General features: G+C 67.2%; 15 protein-coding genes. 7 read left to right on the top strand and 8 right to left on the bottom strand.

Translation table 11 applies throughout. The features are described from left to right. Nucleotides 1–36: 36 nt before the first annotated feature. The 3 genes from EVS81_RS15255 (at nt 37) to EVS81_RS15245 (ending at nt 1,384) form a co-directional block, all read left to right on the top strand. Nucleotides 37–261, top strand: coding sequence for a helix-turn-helix domain-containing protein (locus EVS81_RS15255; protein ID WP_130110036.1), 225 nt, complete (start codon nt 37–39; stop codon nt 259–261). 112 nt (nt 262–373) lie between these two features. Further along, nucleotides 374–574, top strand: coding sequence for a hypothetical protein (locus EVS81_RS15250; protein ID WP_130110035.1), 201 nt, complete (start codon nt 374–376; stop codon nt 572–574). A gap of 21 nt (nt 575–595) precedes the next feature. Then, entirely contained in the window at nt 596–1,384 is a 789-nt protein-coding gene (locus EVS81_RS15245) for a Fic/DOC family protein (RefSeq protein WP_130110034.1), read from the top strand. A gap of 46 nt (nt 1,385–1,430) precedes the next feature. Here the strand turns inward: EVS81_RS15245 and mobF are convergent, their stop codons facing one another. The 3 genes from mobF to EVS81_RS15230 form a co-directional block, all read right to left on the bottom strand. Further along, complete coding sequence (gene mobF / locus EVS81_RS15240) at nt 1,431–4,880, bottom strand: MobF family relaxase (RefSeq protein ID WP_130111363.1); 3,450 nt, start codon at nt 4,878–4,880, stop codon at nt 1,431–1,433. 457 nt (nt 4,881–5,337) lie between these two features. Then, nucleotides 5,338–6,042, bottom strand: coding sequence for a GTP pyrophosphokinase (locus tag EVS81_RS15235; protein WP_240739787.1), 705 nt, complete (start codon nt 6,040–6,042; stop codon nt 5,338–5,340). A gap of 156 nt (nt 6,043–6,198) precedes the next feature. Next, on the bottom strand, nt 6,199–6,687 hold the full coding sequence (locus EVS81_RS15230; RefSeq protein ID WP_130110032.1) for a MarR family winged helix-turn-helix transcriptional regulator: 489 nt from the start codon (nt 6,685–6,687) through the stop codon (nt 6,199–6,201). Between the two features lie 132 nt (nt 6,688–6,819). Between EVS81_RS15230 and EVS81_RS15225 the strand changes: the two genes are divergently transcribed. From EVS81_RS15225 to EVS81_RS15215, 3 genes are all read left to right on the top strand, one after another. Beyond that, nucleotides 6,820–9,969: an efflux RND transporter permease subunit gene (locus EVS81_RS15225; protein WP_165384223.1), complete on the top strand. Its 3,150-nt coding sequence runs from the start codon at nt 6,820–6,822 to the stop codon at nt 9,967–9,969. 117 nt (nt 9,970–10,086) lie between these two features. After that, nucleotides 10,087–10,713: a TetR family transcriptional regulator gene (locus EVS81_RS15220; RefSeq protein WP_130110030.1), complete on the top strand. Its 627-nt coding sequence runs from the start codon at nt 10,087–10,089 to the stop codon at nt 10,711–10,713. Next, nucleotides 10,710–12,344, top strand: a complete 1,635-nt coding sequence (locus tag EVS81_RS15215) for an MDR family MFS transporter (RefSeq protein WP_130110029.1) — start codon at nt 10,710–10,712, stop codon at nt 12,342–12,344. The genes EVS81_RS15220 and EVS81_RS15215 overlap by 4 nt, the downstream gene beginning before the upstream one ends. A gap of 156 nt (nt 12,345–12,500) precedes the next feature. Here the strand turns inward: EVS81_RS15215 and EVS81_RS15210 are convergent, their stop codons facing one another. From EVS81_RS15210 to EVS81_RS15190, 5 genes are all read right to left on the bottom strand, one after another. Further along, nucleotides 12,501–13,547: an LLM class flavin-dependent oxidoreductase gene (locus EVS81_RS15210; protein WP_130110028.1), complete on the bottom strand. Its 1,047-nt coding sequence runs from the start codon at nt 13,545–13,547 to the stop codon at nt 12,501–12,503. 31 nt (nt 13,548–13,578) lie between these two features. Continuing rightward, nucleotides 13,579–14,169, bottom strand: a complete 591-nt coding sequence (locus EVS81_RS15865; RefSeq protein ID WP_165384222.1) for an NADPH-dependent FMN reductase — start codon at nt 14,167–14,169, stop codon at nt 13,579–13,581. Further along, a complete protein-coding gene (locus tag EVS81_RS15200; protein WP_130110026.1) occupies nt 14,166–14,771 on the bottom strand; it encodes a TetR/AcrR family transcriptional regulator in 606 nt (201 codons plus the stop codon). The genes EVS81_RS15865 and EVS81_RS15200 overlap by 4 nt, the downstream gene beginning before the upstream one ends. A gap of 204 nt (nt 14,772–14,975) precedes the next feature. Beyond that, the gene (locus EVS81_RS15195; protein WP_130110025.1) at nt 14,976–15,461 is read right to left on the bottom strand and encodes a MarR family winged helix-turn-helix transcriptional regulator; all 486 of its coding nucleotides are present in this window, start codon (nt 15,459–15,461) and stop codon (nt 14,976–14,978) included. 261 nt (nt 15,462–15,722) lie between these two features. Then, nucleotides 15,723–16,358, bottom strand: coding sequence for a LuxR C-terminal-related transcriptional regulator (locus tag EVS81_RS15190; RefSeq protein WP_130110024.1), 636 nt, complete (start codon nt 16,356–16,358; stop codon nt 15,723–15,725). Nucleotides 16,359–16,999: 641 nt separating this feature from the next. Between EVS81_RS15190 and rplS the strand changes: the two genes are divergently transcribed. Beyond that, nucleotides 17,000–17,347 (top strand): 50S ribosomal protein L19, encoded by a 348-nt coding sequence (rplS, locus tag EVS81_RS15185; protein WP_130111118.1) that lies wholly within the window; start codon nt 17,000–17,002, stop codon nt 17,345–17,347. The last annotated feature ends 34 nt before the right edge of the window (nt 17,348–17,381 follow it).

Raw genomic sequence — 17,381 nt, 5'->3', positions numbered from 1 at the left:
ACATTCACGCGCGCGACCGGAACGGATGGTGTGACCATGCGGCAGAGCACCCTCGACATGGACGACCTCCGCAAGCGGCGCAGCCTGGTCATCACCCGCAAAGAAGCTGCCGAAGCCCTCGGGGTCGATCCCCGCACGATCACCACGAGCATCAACGAGGGCACGATCCCGCATGTGAAGCTCGGACGGCGCATCGTGATCCCGCGCGAAAAGTTCCTCGCCCTCTTCGCAGACACCCCGGCCAACAACAGCGAGCCCTGACGCTCCACGGCCGGGGGTGCCGATTCGGCACCCCCGCTCCCGGCTTCCCTGTGAATGTCGGTGCCGAGACGTAGACTGATCTGAGAACGCCGACCACAAGGAGGCACCCCGAATGGCTCTCAAGACCTCTGTATCCGAGGCCTATGTCCGGCGCGTGCTCGCGGAGGTCGAGGCTGGGCAGGAGACTGCCGGGGCGGTCGTGTCCGAGGCGGATCGGGAGATTGCCCGCCGCCAGGTGCGCGGGGAACTGTCCGGGGATGAGGCAGTGCGCGAGGCGATCGCAGTCGCGCTTACCCGTTTCCCTGAGAAGTAACCTGTCCGGGCAGGAGCACCAGTGCCCGACCGCTACAGCTACCCGAACAGCCTTGTTCTCATCAACAAGCTCGGCATCACCGACTACGACCGCTGGAAAGCCGTCGAGACGGCCGCGATCCATCAGCGCATGGTCGAACTCACCGAGCACCCCATCCCCGGCCGTTTCGACCTCGCCCACCTGCAAGCGATCCACCGGCACCTGACCGCTGATCTGTATGTCTGGGGTGGCGACATTCGCGACACCGACACCCACCCCGGCGGCACCGGCATCGCGCACTGCCGCCCCCAGTTCATCGTGCCCGAGGCCGAGCGCGTCTTCGACGCACTCGCCGCCCGCGACCACCTGCGCGGTCTGGATGCGGATGCGTTCGCTGATGGGCTGGCGTGGGTCTGGGGTGAGACGACCGCGATCCACCCGTTCCGTGACGTGAACACGCGCAGTCAGCACATCATGTTCAACCAGCTCGCCCGCGAAGCCGGATGGATCATCGACTGGTCGCAGATTCCCGGCGACGTGTTCGCCCACGCCCGAACCCTTGCCATCGTGGAAGACCATTCCGGGATCGATGCCCTGATCCGTCCGAACCTTGTTGCCGTCAAGGACGCTGCGCAGCGCGACCGACTGATGGAGCTGTTGAACGAGCACACTCAAGGCTTCACGACACGCAAGGCCGTCCGTGACCCCGCCGTGCTCGACCGCGAGCTGGACGCTGCACGCGAACACCGCCGCACCCTGCCCCAGGTAGATGCGTTCGGACACGACTACCCTCCTGGCAGCGACCGGGGCGGCCCGAGTCTCGGACGGTAGCCGGGGGCAAGGGCGCGATGTGCCCGCGGCAGCCGACCGCGCCGGGTCATAGGCCGCGTGCCGGGCCGTCGCGCCGGAGCGCGCTTCGGTGGTGCTGCTCATAGTCGCGCGACAAGGCGCGCTCTCGCTCGGCTCGCCAGGCGTTGCGGGCAGCTTCTTCTGCGCGGGTCTGCTCGATCCTCTCTGCGGCTTCGGCCGGGGTGAGCGAGCGCAGCAGCTCGGCTTCCTCCCGTGCTTGCCTCGCAGTCTTCCTGGCTCGTGCGGCCTGTTGCGCGGGGTTGGTGGTGAGGTACGCCTGCTGATTGCGGATCACGGTCTCCGCGCCGAACACTCGCGCGAACGCGACGAGTCGTTCGGTCTGCGCTCGCTCTGGCCGGTTTAGCAGGGCGTTGCGTGCCGCCTGGTGTTCCTGCTTGGCGTCGATCACGCGCGGGTCGTTCTCGATTCGGGGCCGGGTGACTCGCTCCACCCACGCATCGGCGCGTTCGTTCAACCTCGACGGCTCGCCCCACTCAATTGTCACCTGCTGGCGCGCTTCGGCGGTGCGCGCTTGAGCGTTCTCGTGCTCGTCGCGGGCGCGGCGCTTCCCGAACCACGACGACGCCCGCACCTGCTCGCTGGCTTCCTGTTCAGCAGCGTCGGCCTGCTGCCAGTCGGCGAGTGCCCCTCTCGCCGCGGAGACGACCGGCGCGGCGACCTCGGCGCGCACCTGCTCGGCCCGTTGCTGTGCGGTCTGCTCGGCCGCTCGCGCCCTCTCCCGTACCTCGGCCTCACGGTCGGTGAGGTCGGCAAGGGCGGTGCTGACCTGTTGCCAGCGTGCGGCCTGCGCCTCAGCCGTTGCTGCACGCTTGTCGAGCGCCGCGATCTCGTCGTTCACGAACCGCACGGGGCCGTTCTCGACCAGCCCGGCCACTTCTTCGACAGCACGGCGGGTGGCGTCGGCAAGTCCGCGGTCGGCGCGGTCGCGCTCCATCGCCTCGATGAACTGCGCCCTGGCATCGGCCTCGTTCTCGGCAACGATGTGCAGCACGTTCGACTCTCGCCCGCGGGTCATGCCGACGTACACGCCTGCGGCGCTGGTCGCGTCGGTGAGGAGCGTGTGCGATGCGGGCACGGTCGCGCCCTGCACCCCGTAGGCGGTCGCCGCATACGACAGGTGCGCGTGCTCGGCCACATAGTCTGCGGGGAGTCTGACTGTGCGCTGCCGCTTCCGCCCGCTCCCCGCCTCGCGCACAGAGACAGCGCCGTCGTCCTCGACGTGCTGCACGACCCATTGCTGCCGATTCGCCACGCCCACATCGGAGTTGTTCTTCCGCGTCTGAATCACATCCCCCGCTCCGATAGGCAGGCCGTCGCTGCCGTAAACGGTTCGGGCGTCGACGAGTCCGTGGGAGACTCGTTCCTCGCGGATGCGGGCGTTGAGGGTGCGGGCCTCATCGTTCGTGCTGACAGTGACCGCTTCGCCGTCCTGCCGCTCCTGGGCAATATGCTCGCGCGCCTCGTCTCCGCTCTCGTGCAGACGGATGAGACCGAGCCCGGCGAGCTGGTCAAACACTTCGCCGGGGTTTCTACCGTCGCGCATCCGTAGCGTGACCTCGGCGTAGGCGGGGTCGGTGAAGCGGTGCACCTCGGCCATATCGAACGTGTGACCCCGGAACTGCGCGGCCACATCGAGCACGCCGCCACGACCGACCGCGGCGAGCTGGGCGCGATCCCCGACCAGTGCGACCGTCGCGCCCGCCTCGGCGGTGACGGTCAGGAGGGCGATTGCGGTGTCCTGGTCGAGCATCCCGGCCTCGTCCACGATCACCCGCTCACCCTGCGCCAGCCGCGCGTCCTCGGACGGGCCGCGGTAGGTGCGGCCCGTCTCGGGGTCGGTGTCGCCGGGTGCGAGGCGCATCCATACGCCGTCACTGTTCCAGCGCCACCCGTGCGCGTGCACGAGCGCCGCAACACTGCTCGCGGGCACGTCGAGTTCGTCGCGTGCGACCTGCGCGGCGCGCAACGTCGGCGCAACCACCCGCGACACCCGGCCATGCTGCGCCGCGACCTCGATAGCGACACCGAGCATCGTGGTCTTGCCCGCACCCGCTGCACCCTCCACGATCACGAGCGGATCGCGCGATGCGACTGCGGCGGCGGCGCGCTCCTGCCCGGCGTCCAGGCCCCGCGCTGTTGCCGCGTCGCGCACGTCGGGGTGCTTTGGCTCCCGCTTCGGTACTCGTGCGGTCAGGAGGTCGCGCAGTTCCGTCTCAGCCTGCACCACGCGCAGGCTCGTGAGGTGCGCCACATGCTCCGGCGCCGCTGCGCCGGGCGGGAGAAGCGAGAAGCAATCCTCCATCGCCAACGCCGTTGCAATGCGCACGAACTCGCGCACCTCGTCAGGGGCCGCTTGCACGCCGTACTCGGTCATGATCCGCGTCGCGTGCTCCTGCACCGTGTGCCGCGTCCACGCCGAACTACCTGCGGTGCACCGATCCAGCGCACGGCTTGCAACGGTCTGCACGGAGAGGTCGTCCAGCGACGCCGGCGCACGGCGCACGGGCCGGCGCAACGTGGCCGGGTCGTAGCCGGCCTCGCGCAACTCCGTCACCCACGCCTGTTCTTCGCGCAGGGTGGTGGGCTTCTTCGCAGGCCGCTCATACGCCCACGCTTGCGCCGCGAGCCGGGCCGAGACGACCGGCCCCACAGTCTCGCCCGGATGCGCCGCCTCCCACTCCGCCTCGAAGCGTTCTAAGTGCTTGCGCACCTGCTCGCCGCGCTTGCTCATCACACCGTTGAACCGCTCGAGCTCGACCACCTCGCCCGATACCGGATCAAGGGTCAAACCGTGCCGATCCAGCACCTCCGTAAGCTCAGGATGCGCGGCGATCACGGCGGTACCGAGCGCGCGGATCGCGCTCTGCTGCCGGAACAACGCCGCCGTATCCAGCGCCCGCCACTTCCCAGCCGCCCACACGCGGGTACCGACCTGAAAGTGGATATGCCGGTGCGGATCACCCGCCCGCGACGTGCGGTGCGACACCGCCACCGTCTGCAACTGCTGGACGGGCACCACCTCCTGCTTGCCGCGCGGCCCGACACGGGTCACGGAGTGCTCGGCGAGCCACGCCTGAATCTCCGCTACCGCGTCCTGCTGCGCCCGGTCGAGAACATCGGAGACCTCCGGGTGGAGCGCTGCGGCGATCGAGAGCGACTTCGGGGCATTCACCACCATCTCCGCGAACCGCGGCGACCCCTGTTTCCCGACACCCGGTAGACGGGGCGTGCCCATCGACTCGCCCGTGACCGGGTTCACCCAATCCACCCACGCCGCATACGCCTCCGGGTCAAGCCCGAGCGCAGCAGTCACGTTCCCGGCGCTATCGAGCGCGGTGAACGCCGCCACAGACGCATCCGCGCCGAGGTAATAGTCATCGGCACGGGAACGATCGGCCTCGACATAACGGCGCGCGTCGGCTCCGGTTCCCCGGAACAGGATCACGCCGCCATGCATGAGGATCACCACCTGATGTTTCTACGACAGAAACTGACGTATCTACCACGGTAGCATACGTTCATTCGGAATAGAAGTACGAGGTGATCGGCGGTTAAGGCCGAGGTCGATCAGCGGTTCGGACGCGGCGGGCTCAGTCACGTGGGCGCCGGTTGTCCTGAAGCTCTCGGCATCTCGCTGTCATCGAGGCGCACTACGACGAGAAGGTTCCGTGTGAGACGGGACACCGGCTCGATGCGACCGACGCAGCCCCTGGCTGGGGTCGCCAAGCATGCGCACTGGTCACCGGGCGACGGGTCAGGTCTGTTCCACGTCAGCACGGGAGCCTCACGTTGTGACGACTCCTGTTGACTGTTCGAGACTAAACAGGTCGTGCAGGTCGGGTTGTCCCTCGCAGCTGGCACCGTCGACGGGAGAATAGTCGTACGAGTATCCGGCCCGTCAGCGGGCGCCCGTGCTAGCGGGAGGGCTCGTCCGTCGTGTCGCCGTGCCCTGGCTCTCGGCCATTCGGGAACAGTGCTCCGAGGAGGAGCGCCTCTGGGTGGATGACTTCGTCGGTTTGGGTCCTCAGGCGTGGGTTCGGGGGGCGGAGCGCGCGGACTTCTCGGTGGATGCGTTCCATTTTCAGGTCGAGGTTGTTCGCGAGCTCCGCGGCTTCGGTGAGTTCGTTGAGGAGCTCGGCGGGGATCTCTTGGTCGAACTTGTAGTCGATCTTGTGCTCGAGGCTGGCCCAGAAGTCCATGGCGATGGTGCGGATCTGGATCTCGACACGCGCTTCGGTGACCGAGGAGGAGAGAAACACCGGCACTTGCACGATGAGGTGGAGGCTCTTGTAGCCGTTCGGTTTCGGGTGCTCGATGTAGTCCTTGGTCTCGATGACGGTGATGTCGGGTTGGGCGGCGAGCATCTCGGCGATGAGGTAGACGTCCGCGATGAAGCTGCACACGATTCGGATGCCTGCGATGTCGTGAATCTGCTCCTGGATGGTTTCGATCGACAGCGGCAGCTCGTGGCGCTGTACTTTCTCGAGGATGCTCTCGGGGCTTTTGAGGCGGGACGAGACGTGTTCGATCGGGCTGTGGTCGTGGAGGTGCTCGAACTCGGTTCGGAGGATGTTGACCTTGGTCATGATTTCGTTGATGCCGAACTGGTAGCTCAGCATGAAGCGGGCGAGACTGGCGCGGAAGCTTCCGAGTCTCGCGATCCGGTCGTCATCGCCCGGTTCTGGGCGGGCGTGTCGTGGTCTCTTGCTGCTCATCGGCAGGCCTCCCTTGTGGAGATCGGCCGGCGAGTGCGGCAGGGGTCGCCGGCCGGAGCGTCAGTCGCTCATCGTCGTGTGGTCGGTGGTGTTCTGGCTGCTCTCGACGGCGCGGACCAGGGCGCGGATGCCCTGGGCGAGTGCGCGGAGGTCGTCGATCGCGAGCAGGCCGAGCGGGGTGCTGCTGAGTTCCGGTCTTGCGGCCATCAGACGCTGCACGGTCTGGCGTCCCAGCTCGGAGGCGCTGGCTCGGCGCACGCGCTGATCGTTCGGGTCGAGGCTGCGCTCGGCCATGCCCTGCGTCTCGAGGCGATCGACGATCCCCGACATGGTCGCCAGCGACACCCCCACGGTCTTGGCGAGCGCCTGCATCGTGCTGCCGTCGGAGTGGGTGACGAGGATCATCAGCACCTTGAGCTGCTGCATCGTCAGGCGCAGCGACAGCACCGGCTCGAGGTGCTCCGGCACGAATGAGGATTCCAGGCTGGCCTGCAGGCTGAGCAACTCAGCGAGGAGCGTCTTGCGCTCCGTCTCTTCATCTCTCTTCACGCCTCAAACGTACCTTTCGTTCCCAGGTGCAACTCAGATCGAGTTGCTTAGTCCTATACTAAGCTTTGCGTGGCGCTAACCATATTCGGGAGCGTCGCCTGCCCGAGTCCCTCTACTGTTCGGTGGTGTTTTTTGTTCCGACTCGCCCGCTTCAGCCTGGCCAACCGGACGTTGGTCGCGCTCATCACGATCCTGATCGCCGGTTTCGGCGTGTTCTCGATGACGCAGCTCAAACAGGAGCTGATCCCGTCGCTCTCGTTGCCGCAGACCACGGTCGTGACCGCGGTTCCGGGTGCGAGCCCTGAGGTGATGGACGAGCAGGTGAGCGTGCCGATCTCGCGGGCGATCGCCGACCTCGACAATGTGGAGCAGGTCGTGGCGACGTCGTCGTCGAGCATGTCGATGGTGTCGATCGCGTACACCTATGGCGTCGACGCCGATGATTTCCGCGCCTCGGTGGAGCAGGCCCTGAACTCGATCTCGGGCAGCCTGCCGAGCGATGCGGACCCTCAGCTCATCTCGGGGAGCACCTCTGACATCCCGGTCATCTTCATGACCGCGTCCGGCTCCGACGAGGACATCACCGCCCTGTCGAACACGCTCACGGACACGGTCGTGCCCAAGCTCGAGTCGATCTCGGGTGTGCGGTCGGCTGCGGTGTCGGGAGGAGCGGTCGAGCGGGTCGTGATCACCCCGGATCAGGCGGCTCTCGCGGCGAACGGGCTGAACCCGCAGGCGCTGAGCCAGGCGCTCGAGGCGAACGGCATGACGCTGCCGCTGGGCAGCGTCACCGACGACGGAGCGTCTCTGCCGGTCCAGGGCGGCACGGCAGTCGCATCCCTCGACGCCATCAAGGGCTTGCCGCTTGCGAGCCAGACCCAGCCCGGCACCGTCGTGACCATCGGCGACGTCGCCAAGGTCGAGCTCGTCACCGAGCCGCAGACCTCCCTCACCCGCATGGACGGTGAGGAGGCGCTGTCGATCTCGATCACTGCGAACCAGGACGCCGACATCGTCGCGATCTCCCACGCCGTCGGCGACGCCATCGCCGAGCTCGAAGACGAGGTGCCCGGCCTGTCGTTGACGATCGTGTTCGATCAGGCGCCGTTCATCGAGGAGTCGATCCAGCATCTCGCGATCGAGGGGCTGCTCGGTCTACTGTTCGCGATCGTCGTGATCCTGGTCTTCCTGCTGTCGCTGCGCTCGACGATCGTGACCGCGATCTCGATCCCGCTGTCGGTGCTGGTCACCTTCATCGGCCTGAACCTCGGCGGCCACTCGCTGAACATGCTTACCCTCGGCGCGCTGACGATCGCGATCGGCCGCGTGGTCGACGACTCGATCGTCGTCATCGAGAACATCAAACGGCATCTCTCCTACGGCGAGGAGAAGGTGCACGCCATCCTCACCGCCGTGCGCGAGGTCGCCGGCGCGATCACGTCGTCGACGCTCACCACGGTGGCGGTGTTCCTGCCGATCGCGCTCGTGGGCGGCATGGTGGGGGAGCTGTTCGCCCCGTTCGCGTTGACGGTGACGATCGCGATGCTCTCCTCGCTGCTGGTCGCGCTCACGATCGTGCCCGTGCTCTCGTACTGGTTCCTGCGTGCTCCGAAGAACGTCACGGACGTTGAGGCGGTGCGCTTGGCCGCCGAGGAGAAGGAGCACAAGAGCTGGTTGCAGCGCGGCTACAAGCCGATCCTGCGCGGCACGCAGAAGCACCCGATCATCACCATCATCTCCTCCGTGCTGCTGCTCGTCATCACGGTGTCCCTGGTCCCGCTGTTGAAGGTCGACTTCCTGGGCAACACCGGGCAGAACATGATCATGGTCACCCAGACCTTCCCCGCCGGGTCGGATCTGGACACGGTCTCCGACGGCGCCCGCGACGTGGAGGACGCCCTCCTCGACATCGACGGCGTCGAGGACGTCATGCTCATGGCCGGCTCCAGCGGCGGCGGGTCGGGCGACTTCTCCGCGATGCTCGGCGGGGGCGGCGGCACGGCCACCTTCATCGTGAACACCGACGCGAAGGCCGATCAGTCCGCGCTGCAGGACACGGTGCGCGACCGGCTCGCGAAGCTCGACGGCCCCGGCGAGGTGAGCCTCGCGGACGCCGCGTCGATGGGCGGTTTCGGCGGCTCCGTCGACGTGCTCGTCACCGGTACCAACGATGAGGATCTCGCGAGGGCGGCAGAGGCCGTGTACGCGGCGCTCGAAGACACGCCGAACACCACCGAGGTGTCGAGCGACCTGGCACCGGCGCAGCCGATCACCCAGATCACGGTCGACCGCACGGTCGCCCTCGAGCACGGCTTCACCGAGATCCAGCTGCTCGGCATGGTCGGCAGCATCCTCTCCCCGCAGAGCATCGGCAAGGTCACCATCGACAACGAGGAGTACCGCATCTTCCTCGACGCGACCCCGCCGCCCGCGACCATCGCCGAGCTCCAGGATCTGCAGATCCCCACCGCCACCGGCATGGTGCCGCTGACCGAGCTCGCATCGGTGAAGAAGGTCACCGTGGCGACCTCGGTGACCCGGCAGGACGGCGATCTCGTCGCGACGATCTCGCTCACCCCAGCCGAGGGCGAACTGGGCGCGGTCACCACCGAGGTGCAGGAGCGACTCGACGGCCTGGACCTGCCTACCGGCACGACCGCGACACTCGGCGGGCTGGCGGAAACGCAGCAGGAGTCGTTCCAGCAGCTCGGGCTCGCGATGCTGATCGCGATCGCGATCGTGTTCCTGCTGCTCGTGGCGACCTTCCGGTCGCTCGCGCAGCCGCTCATCCTGCTCGTGTCGATCCCGTTCGCCGCGACCGGCGCGATCGTGCTGCTGCTGATCACCGGCAAACCGCTGGGCATCTCGGCCCTGATCGGCATGCTGATGCTCATCGGCATCGTGGTCACGAACGCGATCGTGCTCATCGACCTCGTGAACCAGTACCGCAAGCAGGGCCAGAGCGTGCGCGACGCCGTGTTCAACGGCGCCCGCCAGCGCCTGCGCCCGATCCTGATGACCGCGCTCGCCACGATCTTCGCCCTGATCCCCATGGCGCTCGGCGTGACCGGGTCCAGCGGCTTCATCAGCCAGGACCTTGCGATCGTCGTGATCGGCGGACTCATCTCGTCGACACTGCTGACCCTGGTGCTCGTGCCCGTGCTGTATCTGCTCTTCGAGGACGGCCGGGAGCGCCGCAGGGCGAAGAAGCAGCAGGATGTCACGACGAGTTCGGACCTGCCGAGCGCCAGCGGGGACGCGATGCACGCCGCACAGGCCTAACCCCAGGTGCAGCTGGTCGTCACCCGATTCCCCGGAAGAGATGGCGAGCGGCTGCGGCAGCACCGAAACCTTAGTTTGCAGTTGTGCAAATACTGCGGAGGCGCATAGAATGCATGAGTGAATGATTCTGCTCTGAGTCTGCGTGAGCGACAGCGCCTCGAGGTCGCGGCGGCCATCCATGATGCGGCCGCCGACCTCCTCCTCGAACACGGGTGGACGGCCACCACCGTCGACATGATCGCGGCGCAGGCTGGCGTGTCCAGTAGGACGTTCTTCAACTACTTCCCGAGCAAGGAGGACGCTGCGCTCGGGTTGCGACCGCTGCACGTTCCGGCGCCGGCGAGCGAGTCGTTCTTCGACGGCGACGGAGACCTGTTCGAGCGCGCGGTGAGACTCACGATGGCGGTCATCCGCACCGCCGTTCCCGACGACGGCCTCGGGGAGCGGCGATCCGAGCTCATCCGCACCCTGCCGGAGCTGCGGGCGCGCCTCAAGCACTTCTCGACGACGGCGGGCGAACTCATCGAGCCGATCCTGATCGAGGAGCTCACCCGGCGAGCTTTGATCGAAGAATCGGTGCAGGCGCAGGACATCCGCGATGCGGCAACTGCGCTCCGCATGCTCGCGGCCACGGTCGTCCGTTTCGCTTTCGTCAAGAACCCCGCCGCTTGGTCGGCTACTACCACCGAGTCGCTGGCATCCGCCACCGCCCTATTCCGAGAGGTCATCCAGAGCCCATCATGACAGACGTCACGACCCCGCCGTCGGCCGCAGCCGCGACGGCGAAACGCAACATCCTCCTGCTCTTTTCCACCTTGATGATCGTGATGCTGCTGGCATCGCTGAGCCAGATGGTGCTCTCCAGTGCCCTGCCGACGATCGTCGGCGAGATGCACGGTGTCGAGCACATGACCTGGGTGATCACCGCGTACATGCTCGCCTCCACGATCACGATGCCGGTCTACGGCAAGATCAGCGATCTCGTTGGCCGTAAGCCGATGCTGATCGCCGCGATCGTGCTGTTCGTGGCGGGCTCCGTGGTCGGCGGCCTCGCGCAGGACATGAACTCCCTGATCGTCGGACGGCTCGTGCAGGGCCTCGGCGGTGGCGGGCTCATGATCCTCTCCCAGGCTGCGATCGCCGATGTCGTGCCCGCCCGTGAGCGCGGCAAGTACATGGGCATCATGGGTGGCGTGTTCGCCGTCTCCTCGGTCGCCGGCCCGCTGCTCGGCGGCTGGCTCACCGAGGGCCCCGGCTGGCGGTGGGCGTTCTGGATGAACGTTCCCCTGGGCATCCTCGCCGTCGTCGCGACCATCGTGCTGCTGCGCCTGCCGAAGCTGAACCGCACCGAGCGGCCGAAGATCGACTACCTCGGCATGATGCTGCTCGCCATCGCCACCTCCACGCTGGTGCTGGTGGGCACCTGGGGCGGATCGATGTACGAGTGGGGGTCGCCGCAGATCATCGGCCTGATCATCGCCACCGTTGTCGTCGGCGCCCTGTTCGTGCTGGTCGAATCCCGCGCCTCCGAGCCGGTCATGCCGCTCAGCCTGTTCAAGGACCGCAACTTCAACGTGACCACGATCGCGGGGCTGCTCATCGCGGTCGCGATGTTCGGCGCCGTCGGCTACCTCCCCACCTACTTCCAGATGGCGGTCGGGGCGAGCGCGACAGCTGCGGGCCTGCTCATGATCCCGATGATGGCGGCGCTGCTGCTGACCTCCATCGTCACCGGCGCGGTGATCTCGAAGACCGGCAAGTACAAGCTGCTCCCGATCGTCGGCACCGCCATCGTCGCCCTCGGCGTCGGCCTCCTCGCGACCGTGCAGGTCGACACCCCGGTCTACCTGATCTGCATCTACATGGCCGTGATGGGCGTCGGGCTCGGCACGAGCATGCAGATCCTCACCCTCGTCGTGCAGAACTCGTTCCCGCACAAGATGGTCGGCACCGCGACCGCGGCGAACAACTACTTCCGGCAGGTCGGCAGCAGCCTCGGCTCCGCCGTGGTCGGATCGATCTTCGCCAGCCGGCTCACCTCGCTGATCACCGAGAAGCTGCCGAGCGGCGGGGCGGGCCCCTCCGACGGCGCGAACTCGCTGACGCCGGAGCTGATCAAGTCGCTGCCGGAACCGATCCGCAACCTCATCGTCGAGTCCTACAACGAGGCGCTGATCCCGATCTTCATCTACATGGTGCCCCTCGCGGTCATCACCGCCGTGTTGCTGTGCTTCGTCAAGGAGAAGCCGCTCGCGACCGAGATCAACGCCGAGATCATGCCGGAATCCCTCGCCGAAGGCCAACTGCTCGTGGACGAGAACCTCTTGGAGGAATCGGATACCGAGGCTGCGACCGCACCCCCGGAAACCCGCTGAACGGTCTGGCGCACCCCTCGCGAGAGCAGCGGGGGTGCGCCACCCGCGCGGCGCGACGACGAGGCCGAGGTCGGCGGTCAACTGGGACGGGATGATCCCTCGTGTCGCGGCCGTGCGCAGCAGTTCGCCGCGTCGGTGCTCGAGCCGCCCTCGGTGTCAGCTCGAAGGAGCGGCCCCGTCCGAGCCGATCTCGGCGCGTACGCGGGGTGCAACCTCGGTGCCGAGCAGTTCGATGGAGGCGAGCACCTCGGAGTGCGGCATGCCGCCGATGTCCATCTGGAAGAAGTGCCGCATGTGGCCGAGGTGGCGGTGCAGGTCGATGATGCGGTCCGCGATCTCGGACGGGTCGCCCGCGAACACCATGCCGCCCGGAGAGTAGTTCGCCTTCGCGTCCTCCCAGGAGAGTGCGGCGAAGCGTCCGTGCGCGGCGTAGGCTGCGGACTCGTGGCGGAAGAAGGTCTGCTTCGCGGCCTGCCCGTCGGCGGCGATGAAGCCGTGCCCGGCGACCGAGATGGCAAGTTGCGAGGGATCCACGCCGGACTCTTCGGCGGCTTGACGGTAGAGGGCGCCCATCTGCCCCCACCGCTGCGGGGTGCCGGAGAGGATGCCGTAGGAGATCGGGAGCCCCGCCTTCGCGGCCCGCACGGTCGATCCCGGGTTGCCGCCTGTGCCGAGCCAGATCGGGATCGGCTGATCCGGCCGGGGCACGACGAGCGCATCCTCTAGCGGCGGCCGGAACGGGGACTCCCAGCTGACCCGCTCGTGCTCGCCGATCGCGAGCAGCAGGCCGAGCTTGTCGGCGTAGAGCCGGTCGTAGTCGTCGAGCTCGTACCCGAACAGCGGGAAGGAGTCCGTGGAGGAGCCGCGGCCGGCGATGATCTCCACGCGGCCGTTCGAGACGATCTGCGCGGTGGCCATCTGCTGATACAGGCGGATCGGGTCGTCGGTGGAGAGCACGCTCACCGCCGTCGACAGCGTGATCCGGTTCGTCATCGCCGCGGCCGCGTTGATGACCGATGCCGGAGAGCTGACCGGCATCGTCGCGGTGTGATGCTCGCCGACCCCGTAGAAGTCGAGCCCGACCTGCTCGGCGAGCCGGATCTGCTCGAGCATGTTCCGCACCGCCTGGGCCGTGCTCACCACGTCGCCGTCGAGGTTCTTGCCCGCCACGCCGAAGCTGTAGGCGCCGAGTTCGAACGTCATTCGCCCGATCCTTTCATCGTTCCTGCTCGCTTCAGGCCGACCGTGCGGCGTTCAGGGCGCGTGCCCACCAGAGCAGGTGGTCGGTCATCACCGTCAGTCGTGGCTCCAGCGCATCGAAGACCTCGGCGGCGGCCGGCCCGCCTTCGCGCACGGCCGGGAACTGCATTCCGAAGATGTGGACGCTCTCGCGCACCGAGACCATGTTCAACTCGGCGACGACCTGCCGCAGCTGCTCGATCGCCCGCGAGCCCCCCACGTTGCCGTAGCCGAAGAACGCGGCCGGCTTGTGCTCGAACTCGGCGAAGTAATGGTCGAGCATGTTCTTCAGCGCGGCGCCGTAACCGTGGTTGTACTCGTTGACGAGGAACAGGAACCCGTCGACCTCATCGAGCCGCTGCCCGAGGGCGCGCTGCTGCCGACTCGAATACTCCCGCGGAGCGAGCGCCGGCGGCTTCGGCAGGTTGTAGGAGGGCAGGCCGACGTCACGCACGTCGATCACGGACAGCCGCAGGTCGTCGCGAGCGCCGACACGCTCCCGCAGCCACGCGAGCGGATAGTCGGCGAAGCGCGCAGCGCGGGCGCTGCCCACCACGATCGCGATATGGGGCACGGCGCCGCTCATACGGAGGATCCCCTCACAGCATCGAGGAACAGCTGCGCCATCCGACGCGCCGCCGCATCTGCCCGGATCGGGCCGGGCTCTGCGACAAGCGCCGCGGTCGCGGCGACCAGCAGGTAGAGGTCGGTCTCCCGAAGGTCCTGACGAACAGCGCCGGCCTTGCGGGCCCGGGAGATGAGCCGCCGGGTGGCGCGCAGCGCCCGCGCGTGCGCGCCGGAGAACAGCTCGGAACCCTGCATGGGGCGCAGGAGCACGGCACCGAACGCGGGGTCCGCGACCTGCATGCCGATGATGTCGTGCACATATCCGGCGAAGGCCGCCCATGGATCCTCGACCGCCTGGATGACGGCAGCCTCGGCGCGGTTCGCATAGTCGGCCATCTTCGCCTCGAAGACCGCCTCGACCAGCGCGTCGCGAGTCGGGAACCGCCGATACAGCGTCCCGATCCCCACACCCGCCGCACGGGCGACATCCTCCAACGGCGCATCCAGCCCATCGGTGAGGAACACCGACGCCGCCGCGCACAACAGGGCCTGTCGGCGGCGCTCCGCGTCCACCCGCAGCGCCTTCTCCGGCGCCGCCGGAACCGCTTCTGTCGTCAGCATGGGGACACGATACCGCAACAAGTGGAGGTTCACCTCCACTTATCTGTCGGCCGAGCACGGACACGCTCACCGTGCTCTGGCCCTGGGCGGGACGAACGGTGCGGGCCGGGCTCGGATGCCCGTCCTCGCGCTGCGCGCTCGGCCAGCGCCCCTGCCGCGAGCCGTTCCCGCGCGGTGCGCGGTGAGGGACGCGGCATCGCCGGTTCAACGGGGCGGGACGATCCCTCGTGTCGCGACCGTCCGCAGCAGCTCGGTGAGCCCGGCGATCGACTCTGGCGAACGATCCGAGAGTACTGCGGTGAGCTGCTCCCGATAGGGACGCCGAGCCACGGTCATACGGTTCACGCCCTCGGGAGTCATCCCGATCAACCGGATCCTGCCATCGTTCGGGTCGACGGTGCGCTCCACCAGGCCGAGGGCTTCCAGCTCCTTGATCTGCCGGCTCATCTGACCTTTGTCGGAGGCGAACCTCTCGACCAGAGTCGACAAACTCACCGGGCCGATCCGTGAGATCGTCAGCAGCACCCTGTACGCCGAGGGAGGCAGGTCAGGGTCGACCTGCCCAGCCGCATTGGCGTACATGCCGCGCACTCCCGCCACGAAGTCCGAGAGCGCATCCTCAAGACGCTGCACCGCTTCGACGTGCGCGCTGGGCACCTCGGGTGCGCCAGGTTCTGCCAAGGACGACATCTGCGTTCACCATCCGTCAATCCCGCACGAGACGCGGCACCTATCGGTAGTCTGCGGGGTTCAGACCGGGCTCGCCATCTGCACCGCCCGAGGCGCGGAGCCGGGGGCGAGCCTGGGGGATCTCGGTACGCGCCTGAACGATCGACATGCCTCAAGCCTACCTTCGGGTCACACCTCTACACCCAGACATGACACGTTCACGAGGATCAGGCGTCCATGCTGGAACGCGGGCTGCGGACCATGCCGCATCCCACGACTGTGCTAACCGCTCAGGGGGTCGCCGGATCGCCTGTTGGTCCAGTCTGACTCATGAGCGCAAGTGTGTGCCCGTCGGGATCGCTGAAGAACGCCATCCATTCCTCGACGCCCGAGTCCTCGACCGGTGAGCGTGGCGCAGGCGGCGTGGATGTCATCGACACGAAAGTAGAGGACGGACTCGCCCTGCTCGCCCGCGCCCTCATCGATCGCGCTGAGGAAGAGCCTCGTGCCCTGGACGTCGAAGAACGCGATGTCGCCATAGGTATAGAGGTGCGGGAGCTGGAGGACGTCGCGATACCACGCGACGGCCGCTTCGACGCTGCTCACGCGGCGCGACACCTGCCCGATGGATCTCAGTACGGCGTCGGTCATGGCCTCCTCCTTTTCCTGAGGTGCGGTTCTGAGTGGACTGTCGATCGGAATGCCCTCCCACGATCGGAGTTCCGCTCGGCTGTCCAAGCCGAGCTTGTCGAGAATGTTGCCGATGTGGAACTTCACGGCGTCGAGGCTCACTCCCTGGCGCCGGGCAATCATGCGATTGGGCATGCCGTGGCGCACTGCGTGGGCAATCCGCCACTCAGCCGGCGTGAGCACGTCGGGATGCGGGGGACGTCCCCGACGGTGTGAACTCTCAGCCATGTCTTCAGTGTAGGAACCACCTCCCCGAATTGCCCTCCCCCGAACGTCAGGAGACCACGGGTCCCTGGCCCGGTCCAGACCGCTCGTCTCTCGGCCACACCACCGGAGTGGTTGACACCACAAGCGGTCGAGAAGTACTCGGCCACTGCATTCACCCTTGGGACCGTCGTCCCAGAAGTGCTAACAAAAGTGCTAAGCAATCTGTATCGCGGCGTATCGCGGTGGAGTTATCCACAGGTCACATGCCCTAGATCGTTGATCTTATGCGGCAGAACGCTCGGTCGAGATTCTCGGCGCGAGGGGGTCGAGATCAGTTCAAGTCCCCCCTCGCGCACGAATGAGTGAAGAACCCCCTGGAGACCAGGGGGTTCTTTTCGTTGGCGGGGCTCGCGGTTCCTCCCGCCCCCACGCGCCCGCCCCTACGCGCGCCAGAAGTTGATGCCTCGAGGCAGTTTTGGCGACATCTCCTGGCGCGCGAATGCCTCGCCGGATGCGGAGAGGCGCCCGGAAGTATGGCATAATTGATCCTTGTGCCACGGTGCGGCACTGCCGCGAGGGTCCGCACGAACCGTGAGCCGAACCTCAGTACTTTTTCGATATCCGCGTTCCCGACTTGCGGCGGGCGCAGAGAGTAGACCACCATGCAGAAGCTCGACCACGTCGATGCCGCGTCGCTCAAGAGCGACATCCCCGAGTTCCGCGCCGGCGACACCGTCAAGGTGCACGTGAACATCGTCGAGGGCAACCGCTCGCGCGTCCAGGTGTTCCAGGGCGTCGTCATCTCCCGCCACGGTGAGGGGATCCGCGAGACCTTCACCGTGCGCAAGATCAGCTTCCAGGTGGGCGTCGAGCGCAAGTTCCCCGTGCACTCGCCCGCGATCGACAAGATCGAGGTCGTCACCCGCGGTGATGTGCGCCGCGCCAAGCTCTACTACTTGCGCGGCCTCACCGGCAAGAAGGCGAAGATCAAGGAGAAGCGCGACGCCTGAGCGTCCCGCCTCCGCACGGGCTTATCATGATGAG

Source organism: Leucobacter triazinivorans (assembly GCF_004208635.1).
Taxonomy (GTDB): Bacteria; Actinomycetota; Actinomycetes; order Actinomycetales; family Microbacteriaceae; genus Leucobacter; species Leucobacter triazinivorans.
The sequence above is the reverse complement of the archived record's forward strand: the minus strand, read 5'-3'. Positions and strand labels throughout refer to the sequence as shown.